Consider the following 16,999-nt stretch of genomic DNA (forward strand, 5'->3'; position numbering starts at 1 on the left):
CCCCGCTCAGAGCCTGCCCTCACCGCACGGGTGATCACACCCCGGAGGAGACCTCCGCCTTGTCGGCGGCGTCAGCTTTTCCCTCTTCGGCCGCCAGCGCCTTGTTGCGGCGGACGGAGGACCAGAAGGACCAGGCGATCAGGATGACACCGACGGAACCGGTGATGAACTCGTTGATCTCGTACTGGATGGTGACGAGGAGGATCGCGGCGAGCGCGCCGATCGCGTAGTGCGCGCCGTGCTCCAGGTAGACGTAGTCGTCGAGGGTGCCCTGGCGGACCAGGTACACGGTCAGCGACCGGACGTACATCGCGCCGACACCGAGGCCCAGCGCCATCAGGACGATGTCGTTGGTGATGGCGAAGGCACCGATCACGCCGTCGAAGGAGAAGGACGCGTCCAGGACCTCCAGGTAGAGGAACATGAAGAACGCGGCCTTGCCGGCGAGGGCGACGGCCGAACGCGGCTTGCCGGTGCGGGCCGCCTCTTCCTCCTCCTCGTGCTCGCGCTCCTCGTCCTCCTCCAGCTTGTTCTCGAAGTAGCCGGAGAGACCACCGACGATCAGGTAGGTGATGAGGCCCGCGAGGCCGGAGATCAGGACCGTCTGCGCCTTGTCGGCATGGGTGCCGCCGTGCTGGTGGGCGTGGGTCGCGAAGGTCATCGAGGTGATCAGCAGGACGATCATCGCGATGCAGGCCGACAGCATGTCGATCTTGCCGAGCTTGGACAGCGGGCGCTCCAGCCAGCCCAGCCACTTGATGTCCCGGTCCTCGAAGATGAAGTCCAGGAAGATCATCAGCAGGAACATACCGCCGAAGGCCGCGATCGACGGGTGCGCGTCGGTCACGTACTGCTGGTACTGGTCCTTGTCGGTCAGCGCCAGGTCGACGGCCTCGATCGGCCCGAGCTTGGCGCTGATGGCGACGATGACGACGGGGAAGATCAGCCGCATACCGAAGACGGCGATCAGGATGCCGATGGTGAGGAAGATCTTCTGCCAGAAGGCATTCATCTTCTTCACGATCCCGGCGTTGACCACCGCGTTGTCGAACGACAGCGAGATCTCCAGGACGCAGAGGATCGCGACGAGCCCGAGAGCCGTCCATCCGTCGTAGAGAACCGCTGCGACCAAGCCGAGCGCGGTGACCGCGAACGACCAGCCGAAGGTTTTCAGAACCACTGGCTACCCAATCGTGTGTGTACGGGGTTCCCCCGCGCCGCGCGCGGCTTTACGAAACTTTGAACCCGAAGTCTAGTCGGGTACCCCTCGCACCCCACACGGCCCCGGCTTTTGCGCATATAGCGCTACGAGACGTTCACCCCGAAGTCGAGGGCGATGCCCCGCAGGCCGGACGCGTACCCCTGTCCCACCGCGCGGAACTTCCACTCGCCGCCGTAGCGGTAGACCTCGCCGAAGATCATCGCGGTCTCGGTGGAGGCGTCCTCGGAGAGGTCGTAGCGGGCGAGTTCTTGGCCGTCGGCCTGGTTGACCACGCGGATGAAGGCGTTGCTGACCTGCCCGAAGGCCTGGCCGCGGTTCTCGGCGTCATGGATGGAGACCGGGAAGACGATCTTGTCGACGCTGGCCGGCACCCGGGAGAGGTCGATGATCAGCGACTCGTCGTCACCGTCGCCCTCACCGGTGAGGTTGTCGCCGGTGTGCTCGACCGAGCCGTCCGGGCTCTTGAGGTTGTTGTAGAAGACGAACCACTCGTCCCCCAGCACCCGGCCGCCCTGGCACAGCAGCGCGCTGGCGTCGAGGTCGAAGGGGGCTCCGGTGGTGGTCCGGACGTCCCAGCCGAGCCCGACCAACACTTGTGTGAGGTTCGGCGCGGCCTTGGAGAGGGAGACATTGCCTCCCTTGGCGAGTGTGACGCCCATGGTGCTGGTCCTCCCCGATTTTCGAGCTGCAGTTGCTCAACTGTTCAGTTGTCGCGTACGCGCGGGCCGCCCGCCCTCGTCGTACGAGCGCGTCCGGCGCCGCGGTCGGTGTCGACTGCGGCGCCGGACGTGGTGAGTCTGTGGCGCACGGGGATCTTCCCCCGTGCGTCTGTGGCGCACGGGGGTCTTCCCCCGTGACTCAGACGTTCACACCGAAGTCCTGGGCGATACCGCGCAGGCCCGAGGCGTAGCCCTGGCCGATGGCACGGAACTTCCACTCGGCGCCGTGCCGGTAGAGCTCGCCGAAGACCATGGCGGTCTCGGTGGAGGCGTCCTCGGAGAGGTCGTAGCGGGCGATCTCCGCCTCGCCCGCCTGGTTCACCACGCGGATGAAGGCGTTGCGGACCTGGCCGAAGGACTGCTGACGGTTCTCGGCGTCGTAGATCGAGACCGGGAAGACGATCTTCTCGATCTCGGCCGGGACGGTCGCGAGGTTGACCTTGATCTGCTCGTCGTCGCCCTCGCCCTCACCGGTGAGGTTGTCGCCGGTGTGCTCGACCGAGCCGTCCGGGCTCTTCAGGTTGTTGAAGAAGATGAAGTTGGCGTCGCTGCTGACCTTGCCCGACGCGTCGAGCAGCAGGGCACTGGCGTCCAGGTCGAAGTCGGTGCCGGTCGTGGTACGGATGTCCCACCCCAGTCCGATGATGACCGCGGTCAGGCCCGGCGCCTCCTTGGTCAGCGATACGTTGCCGCCCTTGCTGAGGCTGACTCCCACGAAGTCCTCCGTTTGGTTTCAGGGGCGGGGAGCCCCTGCGTTGCGTCTGTGTCGGATCAACGTGTCGATCCTAGTGACGGGTTCCCGTTCCCCGCAGGGTGTGGAACCGAAGAATCACAGGGTGTCGAGGGCCGCGAGGTACTCGTTCAGGTCGCGGGCGTCGGGCAGGGCGTTGACGACCGACCAGCGGACGAGGCCCTCCTTGTCGACGATGAACGTGCCGCGCACCGCGCAGCCCTTGTCCGCGTCGAAGACGCCGTACGCCCGGGAGACCTCGCCGTGCGGCCAGAAGTCCGACAGCAGCGGGTACTCCAGGCCCTCCTGCTCGGCGAAGACCCGCAGGGTGTGGATGGAGTCGTTCGACACGGCCAGCAGCTGCACGTCGTCGTTGACGAACTTCGGCAGGTTGTCCCGCAGCTCGCACAACTCGCCCGTGCACACCCCGGTGAACGCGAACGGGTAGAAGAGCACCACCACGTTCTTCTCGCCCCGGAAGTCCGAGAGCCGCACGGTGGCGCCGTGATTGTCCTTGAGCTCGAAATCGGGGGCCTTGTCACCGACCTGGATCGCCATGATCTACCTGAGTCCCTTCATGGACTGTTCGGGTGACCCAGCCTACGCACGGGAAACGAGGCGCCCCTGGAGGGGTGGCCCCGAAGGGGCCCGCCTCCAGGGGCGCGGGGAACTGCGCGACAAGCCACGACGAACCCGCCGCCGCCGTCACACAGAACCCACCGAGCTCTCAGGCGAACCTGCCGAGCCCAAAGCGGCAGCGTCTACCTCTTGCCGGACTTCGCCGCCTTCGGCGTGACCAGCCGGCTTCCGCTCCAGTCCTTGCCCACGCTGACACTCTTCGACGCGGACAACCCCGCAGTCGTCGCGGCCTCCGAAATGTCGCTGGGCTCCACATAGCCGTCCCGCCCGGTCTTGGGCGTCAGCAGCAGGATCGAGCCACCTTCCTCGATGTACGTGGTGGCGTCCACCAGCACATCCGTCAGGTCGCCGTCGTCGTCTCGGAACCACAGCACGACGGCATCGGCCACGTCGTCGTAGTCCTCGTCGACGAGCTCACTGCCTACGACTTCCTCGATGGACTCGCGGAGCTCCTGGTCGACATCGTCGTCGTAGCCGATCTCCTGGACCACCTGCTCGGGCTGGAACCCCAGCCTCGCGGCAGGGTTCGTCCGCTCCTCCGCGTGGTCCGCGGTCGCGCTCACGGGTTGCCTCCTGATCATGTTCGGGTGGGGTCGCCCCCTGGGGAATCAGCCACGCGCGTGCGCGAAGCATTGGCCGTAGTCCACACGGGCGGGGCGGATCGCGCAAGTACCCAGCCTCGGAGACCGCCGAAACGGTGACGATCCGGGCCGTGTCACCGCAACTCTCTACGCGGATTCACGGCTTCACGTGACACACGCCACACCGTTCTGCCCTTTTTGCGCGTTCGGCAACCATCCGGGGGTACGAGCATCGAATACCTTTACTACCTTTGTCGAGCCAGTGACCGCCCTGGTTACCTCTCGGTAGAGATGACGTTTGCGTTCCCGAGGTACACGATGGGGGGCGGTGCAGGCACCTAGAGAACCCCCAGAAGAACCCCTGCGGAACCCCCAGAAGAACCATTGAAGAGCGGCCCTCTGACAGCTAAGGAACAGCGTGGCTTCCGGATCCGATCGCAATCCGATCATCATTGGCGGCCTTCCGAGTCAGGTCCCTGACTTCGATCCCGAGGAGACCCAGGAGTGGCTCGACTCGCTCGACGCCGCCGTGGACGAGCGCGGCCGTGAGCGCGCGCGCTACCTGATGCTCCGGCTCATCGAGCGGGCCCGCGAGAAGCGCGTGGCCGTGCCCGAGATGCGCAGCACGGACTACGTCAACACCATCCCGACCAAGGCCGAGCCGTTCTTCCCCGGCAACGAGGAGATCGAGCGGAAGATCCTCAACGCGACCCGCTGGAACGCCGCCGTGATGGTCTCGCGCGCCCAGCGGCCCGGGATCGGCGTCGGTGGTCACATCGCGACCTTCGCGTCCTCCGCCTCCCTCTACGACGTGGGCTTCAACCACTTCTTCCGCGGCAAGGACGAGGGCGACGGCGGCGACCAGATCTTCTTCCAGGGCCACGCCTCCCCCGGCATCTACGCCCGCGCCTATCTGCTGGACCGGCTCGACGACCAGCAGCTGGACGCGTTCCGCCAGGAGAAGTCCAAGGCGCCGTACGGCCTGTCCAGCTACCCGCACCCGCGCCTGATGCCGGACTTCTGGGAGTTCCCGACCGTGTCCATGGGCCTCGGCCCGCTGGGCGCGATCTTCCAGGCGCGGATGAACCGCTACATGGAGGCGCGCGGGATCGCGGACACCTCCAAGTCGCACGTCTGGGCCTTCCTCGGCGACGGCGAGATGGACGAGCCGGAGTCGCTCGGCCAGCTCACCCTCGCCGCGCGCGAGGGCCTCGACAACCTGACGTTCGTCGTGAACTGCAACCTCCAGCGCCTCGACGGCCCGGTGCGCGGCAACGGCAAGGTCATCCAGGAGCTGGAGTCGGTCTTCCGGGGCGCCGGCTGGAACGTGATCAAGCTCGTCTGGGACCGCTCCTGGGACCCGCTGCTCGCGCAGGACCGCGACGGTGTGCTGGTCAACCGGATGAACACCACGCCGGACGGCCAGTACCAGACGTACGCCACGGAGACCGGGGCGTACATCCGCGACCACTTCTTCGGTGACGACCACCGGCTGCGCGCGATGGTCGAGAACATGACCGACGACCAGATCCTGCACCTGGGCCGCGGCGGTCACGACCACCGCAAGATCTACGCGGCGTACAAGGCGGCCTACGAGCACAAGGGCCAGCCGACGGTCATCCTGGCGAAGACGGTCAAGGGCTGGACCCTGGGCCCGAACTTCGAGGGCCGCAACGCCACGCACCAGATGAAGAAGCTGACGGTCGACGACCTCAAGCGCTTCCGCGACCGGCTGCACCTGCCGATCTCCGACAAGGAGCTGGAGAGCGGCGCCCCGCCGTACTACCACCCCGGGCGGGACTCCGAGGAGATCCAGTACATGCACGACCGCCGCAAGGGGCTCGGCGGGTACGTCCCGACGCGCATCGTGCGGGCGAAGCCGCTGGCACTGCCGGAGGAGAAGACGTACGCGAGTGTGAAGAAGGGCTCCGGTCAGCAGTCGATCGCCACCACCATGGCGTTCGTCCGACTGCTGAAGGACCTCATGCGGGACAAGGAGATCGGCAAGCGGTTCGTACTGATCGCGCCCGACGAGTACCGCACCTTCGGTATGGACTCGTTCTTCCCGAGCGCGAAGATCTACAACCCGCTCGGCCAGCAGTACGAGGCGGTCGACCGCGATCTGCTGCTCGCGTACAAGGAGTCCCCGACCGGGCAGATGCTGCACGACGGCATCTCGGAGGCGGGCTGCACGGCCTCGCTGATCGCCGCCGGTTCGGCGTACGCCACGCACGGCGAACCGCTCATCCCGGTCTACGTCTTCTACTCGATGTTCGGTTTCCAGCGCACCGGTGACCAGTTCTGGCAGATGTCCGACCAGCTGGCCCGTGGTTTCGTCCTGGGCGCGACCGCCGGCCGTACGACCCTGACCGGTGAGGGGCTGCAGCACGCGGACGGGCACTCGCAGCTGCTGGCGTCCACCAACCCGGGCTGTGTCGCCTACGACCCGGCGTTCGGGTACGAGATCGCGCACATCGTGAAGGACGGTCTGCGCCGGATGTACGGCGAGACCGCGGACGGCAAGCCGGGCGAGGACGTCTTCTACTACCTCACCGTCTACAACGAGCCGATCCAGCACCCGGCCGAGCCGGCGGACGTGGACGTCGAGGGCATCCTCAAGGGCATCCACCGCTACCGGGCCGGCGAGGCGGGCTCGATCCCCGCGCAGATCATCGCCTCCGGTGTCGCGGTGCCGTGGGCGGTCGAGGCGCAGGCGATCCTCGCCGCCGACTGGAACGTGAAGGCGGACGTCTGGTCGGCGACCTCCTGGAACGAGCTGCGCCGTGACGCGGTCGAGGTGGAGCGGCACAACCTGCTGCACCCCGAGGAGGAGCAGCAGGTCCCGTACGTGACGCGGAAGCTGAGCGGCGCCGAGGGGCCGTTCGTGGCCGTCTCCGACTGGATGCGGTCGGTGCCGGACCAGATCTCGCGCTGGGTGCCGGGCACGTACCAGTCGCTGGGCGCGGACGGCTTCGGCTTCGCGGACACCCGGGGCGCGGCCCGGCGCTTCTTCCACATCGACGCGCAGTCGATCGTGGTCGCCGTGCTGACCGAACTGGCGCGTGAGGGCAAGGTGGACCGCTCGGTGCTGAAGCAGGCCATCGACCGCTACCAGCTGCTCGACGTGGCGGCGGCGGACCCGGGGGCCGCGGGCGGCGACGCCTAGCCGCCGCGCTCGGCCGACCTGTTCAGAACGGCCGACGGTGTCAAGGGGTGGTGAACCGGTGGGTTCACCACCCCTTCACGTTTCCTACGATGCGGACATGAAGCAGCGATCGGTCTCGGCACAGGTCCGTTGGGAACAGAACACACAGCGTCCGCTGTTCGGCCTGGCCCTGGCGTTCGCCGTCGCGTACGCCGTGCCGATCGTGCGGCCGGACGCGAGCGACCAGGTGGAGTGGTGGTGCGAGGCCGTCGAGTGGGTCGTGTGGGGCGCCTTCGCGCTCGACTACCTGATCCGGCTGACGCTCGCCGAACACCGCCGGGAGTTCGTCCGGACACGGTGGCTGGACCTGGCGGCCGTGGTGCTGCCGATGATCCAGCCGCTGCGGCTGCTGCGGGTGGTGGCGACACTGCTGCTGGTCGGGCAGCGGGCGCGGATGGCCTCGCAGATAAGGCTCACGACGTATGTCGGCGGGGCGGTCGTCGGGCTGCTGATGTTCGGGTCGCTGGCGGTGCTGTCCGTGGAACGGGAGGCGCCCGGCGGGAACATCCACACCCTGGACGACGCGGTGTGGTGGTCGTTCACGACGATGACGACCGTGGGGTACGGGGACCACGCGCCGACGACCGGGCTGGGGCGGGTGCTGGCGGTCGGGCTGATGCTGTCCGGGATCGCGCTGCTGGGTGTGGTGACCGCGAACATCGCGGCGTGGTTCATAGCTCGGTTCGAGAAGGACGACGCGGAGGAGCGGCGCCAGACGGCCGCGATAGCGGAACTGGCCGAGGAGGTTCGGCTGCTGCGGGCGGAGGTGGCGTCGTTGAAGTCTGTTGAAGGGGTGCCTGAGCAGCGCCGGTGAGAGTGGGCGGTGCCGGTTGCGTCGGCGGGTACGGGTGGGTGGGCCGCACGGTCAGACGAGACCCGTTCCCGGCCCTGTCACGCCCGCCAGCCAGATGATCGCCAGGATCGTGTCGATCGCACCCAGAACGACCGCGATGATCGCGGGAACGGGGCGGGCGCCGGACCAGGTGCGGTTCATGGCCAGCCAGCCGCAGAGGACCGCCACGGGTCCCAGGACGATGCCCAGGACGAAGAATCCGGCGACGGCGCAGATGACTCCGATGATCCCGAGGGTCGCGCGATCCGGCCCGCTCCGTGACCACGTCCGGCCACGTGAGCGAGGGTGCCTGCGCGAACTGTGTCCGAAGCCCGCCATAGTCAACAACTCCCTGAACCTCGCGGTCAGTTCGAGTACGAGATGGCGAGTACCCCGGCGGAGTGGTTGAAACCGGCGAAGTTGGCGGAGCCGCCTGCGCGCGCTGCCCCCCTCCGGCAGCGCGCCGCAGACCCCCGGATCGCTCCGCGGTCGAACGACTATGCCGTGCGGAGGACTTGACCCACTGTGACCTGCGGCGCGCACCGGGTGGAAGCGATCTTCAGCGTTGTCACCCTGATAGGCGAACGCGGGCGGAAACCCGCGCGTGAAGCAGCGGCGGAGCTGTTAGATGTGCGCCGCTCCGGCACCCGCCTCGGCGTTCGCGCCGCGCTTGGTCAGGAACGCCACGAGGACGGCGACCGCGGCCACCCCGGCGGCGACCAGGGACGCCAGGCTCATGCCGGAGATGAACGTGTCGTGCGCGACCGTGGTGATCTTCGCTGCGATCTCCGCCGGGGTGCCCTCGGCGACGGGGGCCGCGCCCTGCTGGACGGCCTGCTTGGCCTGGGCGAGCTGCGCCTCGTCGAGCGGCGGGAGCCCCGCGTCCTTCCAGTTGCCCGCGAAGTCGCTGTCCACCTTGGACGTCATCACGGCGCCCAGCACGGCCGTACCGAGGCTGCCGCCGATCTGCATCGCGGCCTGCTGGAGACCGCCGGCGACACCGGACAGCTCCAGGGGCGCGTTGCCGACGATGACCTCGGTGGCGCCGACCATCACCGGGGCGAGGCCGAGGCCGAGGAGGGCGAACCAGAGGGACATCACGGCGCTGCCGGTGTCCGTCTCCAGGGTCGACATGCCGTACATGGCGATCGCGGTGCAGGCCATACCGCCCGCCAGCGGGACACGCGGTCCCGCCCTGGTGATCAGCGCGCCGGCCAGGGGCGAGCCGACGATCATCATGCCGGTGAGCGGGAGCAGGTGCAGACCCGCGTCGATGGGGCTCATGCCATGCACGTTCTGGAGGTAGAACGTCACGAAGAACAGGCCGCCCATGAAGGCGATGGCCATCAGGACCATCAGCACGACACCCGCCGAGAGCGGTACGGAACGGAAGAGGGCCAGCGGGATGAGCGGCTCCTTCACCTTCGTCTCCCAGAGGGCGAAGAGCGCGAAGCCGACGACGGAGACGACCAGGAAGGTCCAGGTCTGGGCGTCGCCCCAGCCCCACTCCGGCGCCTTGATGAGCGCCCAGACCAGGCAGAACATGGCTCCGGACAGCAGGGCGATGCCCAGGACGTCGAAGGAGCGCGGGGCGTTCTCGGCGCGGTGGTCCAGCAGGATCCAGGCGCCCAGGGCCGCGGCGAGGACGCCGACCGGGACGTTGATCCAGAAGACCGACTGCCAGCTGACGTTCTCCACCAGGAAGCCGCCGAGGATCGGGCCGCCCGCGGTGGAGGCGCCGATGACCATGCCCCAGATGCCGATCGCCATGTTCAGCTTCTCGGCGGGGAACGTGGCGCGCAGCAGACCGAGCGCGGCGGGCATCAGCAGCGCGCCGAACAGGCCCTGGAAGACACGGAAGGTCACCACGAAGGCGACCGAGTTCGACAGGCCGATGGCGCCGGAGGCGGCGGCGAAGCCGACCACGCCTATGAGGAAGGTCTGGCGGTGGCCGAAGCGGTCGCCCAGCTTGCCCGCGGTGATGAGCGTGACGGCGAGGGCGAGGAAGTACGCGTTGGTGATCCACTGGACATCGGTCCAGGTGGCACCCAGATCCTTGGCGATGGCCGGGTTGGCGATCGCCACGATGGTGCCGTCGAGGGCGACCATCATGACGCCGACGGCCACGGTGAGGAGGGTGAACCAGGGATGGCCGCGCAGGCCCCGGCCCTGGTTCGTCGTCGGGTCCGACGGGACGTCTGGCGCCTTGTCCCCCGGGCCCGTCTTGTCGACAGTGGTCTGACTAGTCATGCGTGCGAGGCTAATGACAGCCACTGACAGTTGACAAACCAATTCACAAGTCGGTAACTGTCACGTCACTCGCCGCAGGGGCGGGTGGAGACGAGGGTTCATGGAGACTGCGGCGGCGACGGCGGACGAGCGGCCCGGGCTGCGCGAGCGGAAGAAGCAGCGCACCCATGACGCGCTGCTGCGGGCGGCTCTGGAGCTGTTCACCACGCGGGGGTACGAGGCGACGACCGTCGACGAGATCGCCGAGGCCGTCGACGTGTCGCAGCGCACCTTCTTCCGCTACTTCGCGGGCAAGGAGGAGGCCGCGCTCGCGGTCACGGGCCTCACCCACGAGCACTTCCTGGCGGCGGTGCGCGCCCGGCCGGCGCACGAGGCCCCGCTGGAGGCGATGCGCAACGCCGTCCTGGAGGGCTGGGACTCCTTCGGCGCGGCTGTCGGCCAGGTCGTTCCGCTCGACCTCCACCTGCGCGCGTACGGCATGGTCGAGTCGACCCCGGCGCTGCTGGCCGCGCATCTGCGCCGGGCGGACGAGGTGGGCCGGCAGATCGAACGGATCATCGCCGAGCGCGAGGGGCTCGATGTGGAGACCGATCCCCGGCCGCGTGTCGCGGTGGCGGTGTTCGCCGGTGTCATGCGTGTCACAGAACGGCTGTGGGCACTGGGCGGCGACCTCAGCATGGAGGCGATGCGCGAGCTGACCGCCGCGCATCTGGACGCCCTGCGCCCGTCGTTGGCCGAAAAGTGGCGTACTGACTGAAAAACGCCAGCAAGGGAATCAACGGGACCTTCTCTGCGCACCGCACGGAACGGGCGTGATCGAAACGTGATCCCCCTCACTCGGTTAACGCGAGACCCTTCCGTTCTCTTAGTGTGTCCTTTCAGTGACTTCCTTCGACTCCTCCCCGCAACTGAACGTCTGGCGCGCACTGCTGGCGCTGGCCGTGGTTTTCGTGATGCTGGCGACCACCGGCTGGACCGCGATCCGCAGCCACCGAGAGAAGTCGCCGCTCCAGGCGTCGCTCTCCGCGTGGCAGAGCGGACACCTCGACGGCCGTGAACTGCCGGACGCCGAATCGCCCCCGCACCGCCTGGCGGCCTTCTTCGCCTCGCTCACCGCACCCCAGCGCACCCGGCTCGCCCACCGCTATCCACTCGCCGTCGGCAACATGAACGGCGCACCCGTGGAACTGCGGTACCGGGCCAACCGCATCGCGCTCAAGCAGCAGAGCCGGCACGAACGGGAACGCACGCACGACAAGCGGCTCTCCGCGACCGGCCGGTACGAGGCCGGCCGCCGGATGCACCGCTTCGACATGCTGGCCGTGAAGAAACGGCACATCCTCGCGTTCGACCCCGAGGGCAACGGCCGGGTCGCCGAGGTCTTCGGCGATCTCGACAAGGCCGAGCGCGTCTCCGTCGTCGTCCCCGGCGTCGACACCAACGTGATCAACTTCCAGCGCACCAACCGCCGGTACTCCGCCCCCGTCGGCATGGCCGAGTCGCTCTACGACGCGGAGCGCGCGGCGAGCCGCGGGACGCCTGCGGCCGTCATCGCCTGGGCCGACTACACCGCACCCGACGGCCTGGGCCTGGACTCGGCGACCGCGCTGCGGGCCGAACAGGGCTCGGTCCGGCTGAACGCGCTGGTGCGGAGCCTGCCCGGCAGCTCCACCGTCGCGCTGGTGTGCCACAGCTACGGCTCCGTGGTGTGCGGGGTCGCCGCGCGCTCGCTGCCGTCGCGGGTCACCGACATCGCGGTCGCGGGCAGCCCCGGGATGCGCGCCGATTCGGTCCGGCAACTGCGGACGGAGGCCCGGGTGTGGGCCATGCGGGACGCCGACGACTGGGTCCAGGACGTGCCCTACCTGGAGGTCGGCGGGCTCGGCCACGGCGCGGACCCGGTCTCCACGGAGTTCGGGGCGCGCATCCTGTCGGCGGCCGACGCCAAGGGCCACAGCGGCTATTTCGAGCCGGGCACCGAGAGCCTGCACAACTTCGCCGAGATCGGCATCGGCGCGTACGAGTCGGTGCGGTGCGCGCCGGAGAACGACGCGTGTCTGACAGGTCTGTCCGACAGCGCTGCGGCCTGACGCGCGTAGAGGAGGGTAAAAGTGCGGTTCGCCTCGGTCGGGACTTCCCCGCGTCGCCCGCATACGATGAGCCGCATGGGTGACGTACTGGCCGGATTTCAAGCCGCCTGGGAGTTCGAGTCCGACTCCGTCCTCATCCGCTTCGAACGGGGGATTCGTACGCCGAAGCTCTTCCAGGCGCTCGGTGAACGGCGCATCCCCCTGGAGGCGATCGCGGGGGTTTCACTGACACCCGGGAAGCGGGGCACCGTCGTCCTGCGTGCCGTGCCGCGGCCGGGCGCCGATCCGCTGATGGAGGCTGCGGCGGACCAGCTCAAGGAGGGCTCCGACCCGTACCGGCTGGTGCTGCCGGCCGAGCGGGAGACGCTCGCGGAGTACTACGCCGACGAGCTGCGGTCCCGGCTGACCGAGACCGGGCCGGCGGAACGGTTCCTGGTGACCGCGCCCGAGGCGCCGTTGCAGTTCAAGGCGTACGACGGGAAGGCGTCGTTCGACGGGCGCTCGGTGTCGTTCCGGTGGTTCTGGACGGGTGCGTCGTCGGCGAAGTGGAAGGCAGGGGACCAGAGTTTCCCGGTGAGTGCGCTCGGTGGGGTCGAGTGGCGGTCGCCGGAGATCTTCGACGGATACCTGCGGCTGCTGCCGCGCGAGGCGTCCGGGGAGCGTCCGGCTCAGCCGGACCACGATCCCGCCTCGGTCGTGTTCGGGCTGGGGTACGGGCCGGTGCACGAGTCGTTGCCGTTCGCCGCGGCGGTGTTGGCGGCGGTTCGCTCCGCAGGGGGTGCGGGTTCGGGGGTGGCCCCCGCTGATGCCGGGCCTCGGCGGGATCCGGCCGACATCGCCGACCGGATCCGGCACCTCGGGGAGTTGCATGAGGCGGGGCTGGTCACTGATGAGGAGTTCAGTGTGAAGAAGGCGGAGTTGTTGGCTGAGCTTTAGCGGACCGCGGTTCGGGGAGAGCGCCGTTCGTGGGGAGCGCCGTTCGGCACTGACGGTGCGTCGTGGCTGGTCGCGCAGTTCCCCGCGCCCCTTTGGGGCGCGCTGCCCTACTCCCTGCCTGCGGAAGCGAAGCGCATGTCCGCGTAGCGGTCGCCCGCCACCTTGGCCGCTATCGGTTCCAGCAGGGCCATGTCCTCCTCGCCCAGGACGATCCTCGTCGCCGCCGTGTTCTCCTCCACCCTTGCCGGCTTGCGGGTGCCCGGGATCGGGATGACCGGGAGGCCGTGCATCGCCGACTGCTGGTGGACCCAGGCCAGGGCCGTCTGGCCGAGGGAGGCGCCGTGGGCGGCGGCGACCTCGCGGATCGGGGTCAGGAGGGCCGCGTTGGCCTCGGCGTTGTCGCCGGTGAAACGGGGCTGCTGGCGGCGGAAGTCGTCGGCGGTGAGGTCCTCCGCCTTGGCGAAGGCACCGGTGAGGAAGCCCCGGCCGAGCGGGGAGTAGGCGACGAGGGCGACATCGAGCTCGCGGGCCGTGGGGACCACGTTCGCCTCGATGTCACGGCTGAAGAGCGACCACTCGGACTGGAGAGCGGCGATGGGGTGCTCGGTGTGGGCGGTGCGCAGCTCGGCGGCCGTGACCTCGCTCAGGCCCAGCTGCTTGACCTTGCCCTCGCGGACCAGTTCGGCCATCACGCCGACGGTCTCCTCGATGGGCACGCTCACGTCGCGCCGGTGCATGTAGTAGAGGTCGATCACGTCGACGTCGAGACGGCGCAGGCTCCCCTCGACGGACTCCCGGATGTGGGCGGCGTCGTTGCGGATGATCCGCTTCGTCGGGTCGTCGGGGTCGATCGCCAGGCCGAACTTGGTGGCGACGACGACCTCGTCACGGTGTGCTTTGAAGAACGGGGAGAGGAACCTCTCGTTCTCCCCGGCGCCGTACGCGTGGGCCGTGTCGTACAGCGTGACGCCCAGTTCCAGCGCGCGCTCCAGGGTGGCCCTGGACTCCGCCGCGTCCGAGGGGCCGTACGCGAAGCTCATGCCCATGCAGCCGAGGCCCTGTACGCCGACCTCGGGGCCGCCCGCGCCCAGCCGCGCCGTCGCGATCGTGCCGTTCGTCCCGCGGTTCGTCATGAGGCCCTCTCCGACGCCAGGGCGCGCCCGGCGTCAGCGTAGAAGTTGATCTTGCGGTCGAGCACGTTCAGGGTGTCCTGGAGTTCGGCTATCCGGGACAGGACGTCGTCCCGGGTCGACTTGAGCAGGTCGAAGCGCTCGGTGTAGGTGTGGTCGCCCTCGCGCACCAGCTCGGCGTAGCGGACCATGTCGGCCACCGGCATACCGGTGAGCCGGAGCTTGCCCACGAGGTCGAGCCAGTCGAGGTCGCGGTTGCGGTAGCGGCGCTGACCGGTGTGGGAGCGGTCGATGTGCGGCATCAGCCCGATCCGCTCGTACCAGCGCAGGGTGTGCGCCGTCAGCCCGGTGAGGTCGACCACCTCGCTGATCGTGTATCTGTCCTGCCCGTCCGGCCGACGCGGCTTGAGCGGCGGACCGGCGCAACTGTCGGCACCGGCAGCACCGTCGGCACTCTCGACACTCGTCGTACTCGTGGTCTCCATCACCGTCATGACCACCACGCTAAAACCCTGGAGTGCGCTCGAAGCAAGCGAATCCGGTGAGAAAACACCGGGACATCACGTCGACCCGCTGGCTAGCGTGCGGACATGAGTCCCGTACGACGCGCCACGGCCGAGGACGCGGTCGAAGTGCTCCGGCTGCGCCAGGTGATGCTCGACTCGATGGCGCCCCCGGGAACGGGCGCGCCGACCGACTGGCACACCCAGTCCCTGCCGGTCCTGCGCCGCCGACTCGACGGCCCCGACGGGGAGTTCGCGGCCTTCGTCGTCGACCATCCGGAGCGCCCGGACGCGCTGGCGGCGCTGGTGGTGGGGACGGTCGACTACCGGATCGGAAAGCCCGGCAACCCGCGCGGCGCGGTCGGCCACGTCTTCAGCGTGGCCACCGACCCGGACTGCCGGCGCCGGGGTTACGCGCGCGCCTGCATGGAGGCCCTCGTCGAGTGGTTCCGCGAGGCCGGCGCCGGACACGTCCATCTGACGGCCTCCCCCGAGGCCGAGCCCCTGTACGCGTCGATGGGGTTCCGGCGCAGGCCCGACCCTCTGATGCAGCTGAACCTCTGAGCCGCTCCCGAACGACAGGCTCTACGCTCGTGGGCATGTCACTGCAGAGCCTCGCCCTGATCGAGAACTGGCCGGTTCCCACCGCCGCCGCCGCTGTCGTGCGGGCGGACGGCACCGTCCTCGGGACCCATGGGCCCCTCGGCCACCGCTTCACGCTGGCCTCGGTCACCAAGCCGCTCGCCGCGTACGCCGTGCTGGTCGCCTACGAGGAGGGGGCCGTCGAGCTGGACGAGCCGGCGGGCCCGGCGGGGTCCACCGTGCGGCACCTGCTGGCGCACACCTCGGGGCTGGCCTTCGACGAGCACCGGGTGACGGCGGAGCCCGGGGTGCGGCGGCTGTACTCCAACGCCGGGTTCGAGGTGCTCGGGGACCATGTGGCCAAGGCGGCGGACATCCCGTTCGCGGAGTACGCGCGGCAGGCGGTGCTGGAGCCGCTGGGTATGACGTCCACCACGCTCGACGGCTCCCCGGCGAAGGACGGCGTGTCGACCGTCGAGGACCTGGTGCGGTTCGCCGCCGAGGTCCAGGCGCCCCGGCTGCTGGACCCGCGTACGGTCGCGGCGGCGATGACCGTGCAGTACCCGGGCACGAAGGGCGTCCTGCCGGGCTACGGGCACCAGAACCCCAACGACTGGGGGCTCGGCTTCGAGATCCGGGACTCCAAGTCGCCGCACTGGACGGGCACGTCGTCGTCGCCGGGGACCTTCGGGCACTTCGGCCAGTCGGGGACGTTCCTGTGGATCGACCCGGTCGCCGGGCTGGCGTGCGTCGCGTTGACGGACCGGGCGTTCGGGCCGTGGGCGGTCGAGGCCTGGACCCCGTTCACGGACGCGGTGCTCGCGGAGGTCGGGAACGGGGTCTGATGCGCGTAGGAGGCGGCGACGGAGGAACCACCGAGAACTGACGTCCCGTCACCCGCCGAGCTCCCACACCAGCACCTCCGCCGGGGCCGCGACGGCGACCAGCTCCAGCCCCTTCTCGTCCTCGGCCCGCACCGCGTCCCCGGGCTCCAGCTCGTGCGGCCCGAGGCGCACCGAGCCCCGGACGACGTGCACGTACGTCCGCGCCGCGTCCGGCACCGCGGTCCGCTCCCCCGCCGTGCCCAGCCGCCGGACATGCAGCATGGCCCCGGCCTCGGGGACGGCGTACGGGGTGGAGTCGGCGATGCCGCGCACGATCTCGTACGCGGGGTCGCCGCCCGGGTCCAGCGGGGCCAGCCACATCTGCACGAAGGTCAGCGGCGCGGAGCCGTCGTTGCGCTCGACGTGCCGTACGCCGCCCGCCGAGCTCAGCCGCTGGACGTCACCGGGGCGCACGACCGTCTCGTGGCCCGTGGTGTCGCGGTGCGTCAGCTCGCCCTCGACGACCCAGGTGACGATCTCGGTGTGGCTGTGCGGGTGCTCGTCGAACCCGGCGCCGGGCGCGAGCCGCTCCTCGTTGCAGGCGATGACCGCGCCGAACCGCAGGTTGTCCGGGTCGTAGTGCGCCCCGAAGGAGAAGGCGTGCAGCGAGGCGATCCCCGCCTCCGGGTCACCGCCGGGGTAGCGCGTGCCGGCACGCCGTAGGTCCATCACGTACTCCACGGTAGCGACCCGCGC

Annotated in this window: 17 protein-coding genes; 7 read left to right on the forward strand and 10 right to left on the reverse strand. The window is 69.3% G+C overall.

From position 1 onward, the window contains the following. Positions 1-34: 34 nt before the first annotated feature. From GWK25_RS32790 to GWK25_RS32810, 5 genes are all read right to left on the reverse strand, one after another. Entirely contained in the window at positions 35-1,180 is a 1,146-nt protein-coding gene (locus tag GWK25_RS32790; protein WP_215455183.1) for a DUF475 domain-containing protein, read from the reverse strand. A gap of 125 nt (positions 1,181-1,305) precedes the next feature. Next, positions 1,306-1,881, reverse strand: coding sequence for a TerD family protein (locus GWK25_RS32795; protein ID WP_215455184.1), 576 nt, complete (start codon positions 1,879-1,881; stop codon positions 1,306-1,308). A 199-nt stretch (positions 1,882-2,080) separates the two neighbouring features. Next, positions 2,081-2,656 (reverse strand): calcium homeostasis/redox stress adaptation protein, encoded by a 576-nt coding sequence (locus GWK25_RS32800; RefSeq protein WP_005478762.1) that lies wholly within the window; start codon positions 2,654-2,656, stop codon positions 2,081-2,083. Positions 2,657-2,770: 114 nt separating this feature from the next. Further along, a complete protein-coding gene (locus GWK25_RS32805; RefSeq protein WP_215455185.1) occupies positions 2,771-3,229 on the reverse strand; it encodes a peroxiredoxin in 459 nt (152 codons plus the stop codon). 203 nt (positions 3,230-3,432) lie between these two features. Further along, positions 3,433-3,873 carry a DUF3052 domain-containing protein gene (locus GWK25_RS32810; protein WP_033527287.1) on the reverse strand — a complete coding sequence of 147 codons (441 nt, stop codon included), beginning with the start codon at positions 3,871-3,873 and terminating at the stop codon, positions 3,433-3,435. A 436-nt stretch (positions 3,874-4,309) separates the two neighbouring features. Here GWK25_RS32810 and aceE point away from each other — a divergent pair, with 436 nt between their 5' ends. Both aceE and GWK25_RS32820 read left to right on the forward strand, forming a co-directional pair. Beyond that, complete coding sequence (gene aceE / locus GWK25_RS32815; RefSeq protein ID WP_215455186.1) at positions 4,310-7,057, forward strand: pyruvate dehydrogenase (acetyl-transferring), homodimeric type; 2,748 nt, start codon at positions 4,310-4,312, stop codon at positions 7,055-7,057. 97 nt (positions 7,058-7,154) lie between these two features. Next, positions 7,155-7,910 carry a potassium channel family protein gene (locus GWK25_RS32820; RefSeq protein ID WP_215455187.1) on the forward strand — a complete coding sequence of 252 codons (756 nt, stop codon included), beginning with the start codon at positions 7,155-7,157 and terminating at the stop codon, positions 7,908-7,910. A 51-nt stretch (positions 7,911-7,961) separates the two neighbouring features. Here the strand turns inward: GWK25_RS32820 and GWK25_RS32825 are convergent, their stop codons facing one another. Together GWK25_RS32825 and GWK25_RS32830 are read right to left on the reverse strand one after the other, a co-directional pair. Beyond that, entirely contained in the window at positions 7,962-8,267 is a 306-nt protein-coding gene (locus GWK25_RS32825) for a small hydrophobic protein (RefSeq protein WP_215455188.1), read from the reverse strand. A gap of 285 nt (positions 8,268-8,552) precedes the next feature. After that, positions 8,553-10,178 (reverse strand): MFS transporter, encoded by a 1,626-nt coding sequence (locus tag GWK25_RS32830; protein WP_215455189.1) that lies wholly within the window; start codon positions 10,176-10,178, stop codon positions 8,553-8,555. Positions 10,179-10,278: 100 nt separating this feature from the next. Here GWK25_RS32830 and GWK25_RS32835 point away from each other — a divergent pair, with 100 nt between their 5' ends. The 3 genes from GWK25_RS32835 to GWK25_RS32845 all read left to right on the forward strand — a co-directional run bounded on the left by GWK25_RS32835 (position 10,279) and on the right by GWK25_RS32845 (position 13,204). Beyond that, a complete protein-coding gene (locus GWK25_RS32835; protein WP_215455190.1) occupies positions 10,279-10,935 on the forward strand; it encodes a TetR family transcriptional regulator in 657 nt (218 codons plus the stop codon). A 124-nt stretch (positions 10,936-11,059) separates the two neighbouring features. After that, positions 11,060-12,268 carry an alpha/beta hydrolase gene (locus tag GWK25_RS32840; protein WP_215455191.1) on the forward strand — a complete coding sequence of 403 codons (1,209 nt, stop codon included), beginning with the start codon at positions 11,060-11,062 and terminating at the stop codon, positions 12,266-12,268. Between the two features lie 75 nt (positions 12,269-12,343). Beyond that, positions 12,344-13,204, forward strand: coding sequence for a DUF4429 domain-containing protein (locus tag GWK25_RS32845; RefSeq protein ID WP_215455192.1), 861 nt, complete (start codon positions 12,344-12,346; stop codon positions 13,202-13,204). Between the two features lie 107 nt (positions 13,205-13,311). On the opposite strand, the gene GWK25_RS32850 is transcribed toward GWK25_RS32845, so the two are convergent. Next, positions 13,312-14,337, reverse strand: coding sequence for an aldo/keto reductase (locus GWK25_RS32850; protein WP_215455193.1), 1,026 nt, complete (start codon positions 14,335-14,337; stop codon positions 13,312-13,314). After that, the gene (locus tag GWK25_RS32855) at positions 14,334-14,828 is read right to left on the reverse strand and encodes a MerR family transcriptional regulator (RefSeq protein ID WP_215455194.1); all 495 of its coding nucleotides are present in this window, start codon (positions 14,826-14,828) and stop codon (positions 14,334-14,336) included. The genes GWK25_RS32850 and GWK25_RS32855 overlap by 4 nt, the downstream gene beginning before the upstream one ends. Positions 14,829-14,924: 96 nt before the next feature. Between GWK25_RS32855 and GWK25_RS32860 the strand changes: the two genes are divergently transcribed. Further along, positions 14,925-15,401: a GNAT family N-acetyltransferase gene (locus GWK25_RS32860; protein WP_215455195.1), complete on the forward strand. Its 477-nt coding sequence runs from the start codon at positions 14,925-14,927 to the stop codon at positions 15,399-15,401. Between the two features lie 35 nt (positions 15,402-15,436). Beyond that, positions 15,437-16,264 carry a serine hydrolase gene (locus GWK25_RS32865; protein WP_215455196.1) on the forward strand — a complete coding sequence of 276 codons (828 nt, stop codon included), beginning with the start codon at positions 15,437-15,439 and terminating at the stop codon, positions 16,262-16,264. Between the two features lie 48 nt (positions 16,265-16,312). Here the strand turns inward: GWK25_RS32865 and GWK25_RS32870 are convergent, their stop codons facing one another. Beyond that, positions 16,313-16,972 carry a pirin family protein gene (locus tag GWK25_RS32870; RefSeq protein ID WP_215455197.1) on the reverse strand — a complete coding sequence of 220 codons (660 nt, stop codon included), beginning with the start codon at positions 16,970-16,972 and terminating at the stop codon, positions 16,313-16,315. Positions 16,973-16,999: the final 27 nt, after the last annotated feature.

Origin of the sequence: Streptomyces sp. ATCC 21386 (assembly GCF_018728545.1) — a bacterium.
GTDB lineage: Bacteria > Actinomycetota > Actinomycetes > Streptomycetales > Streptomycetaceae > Streptomyces.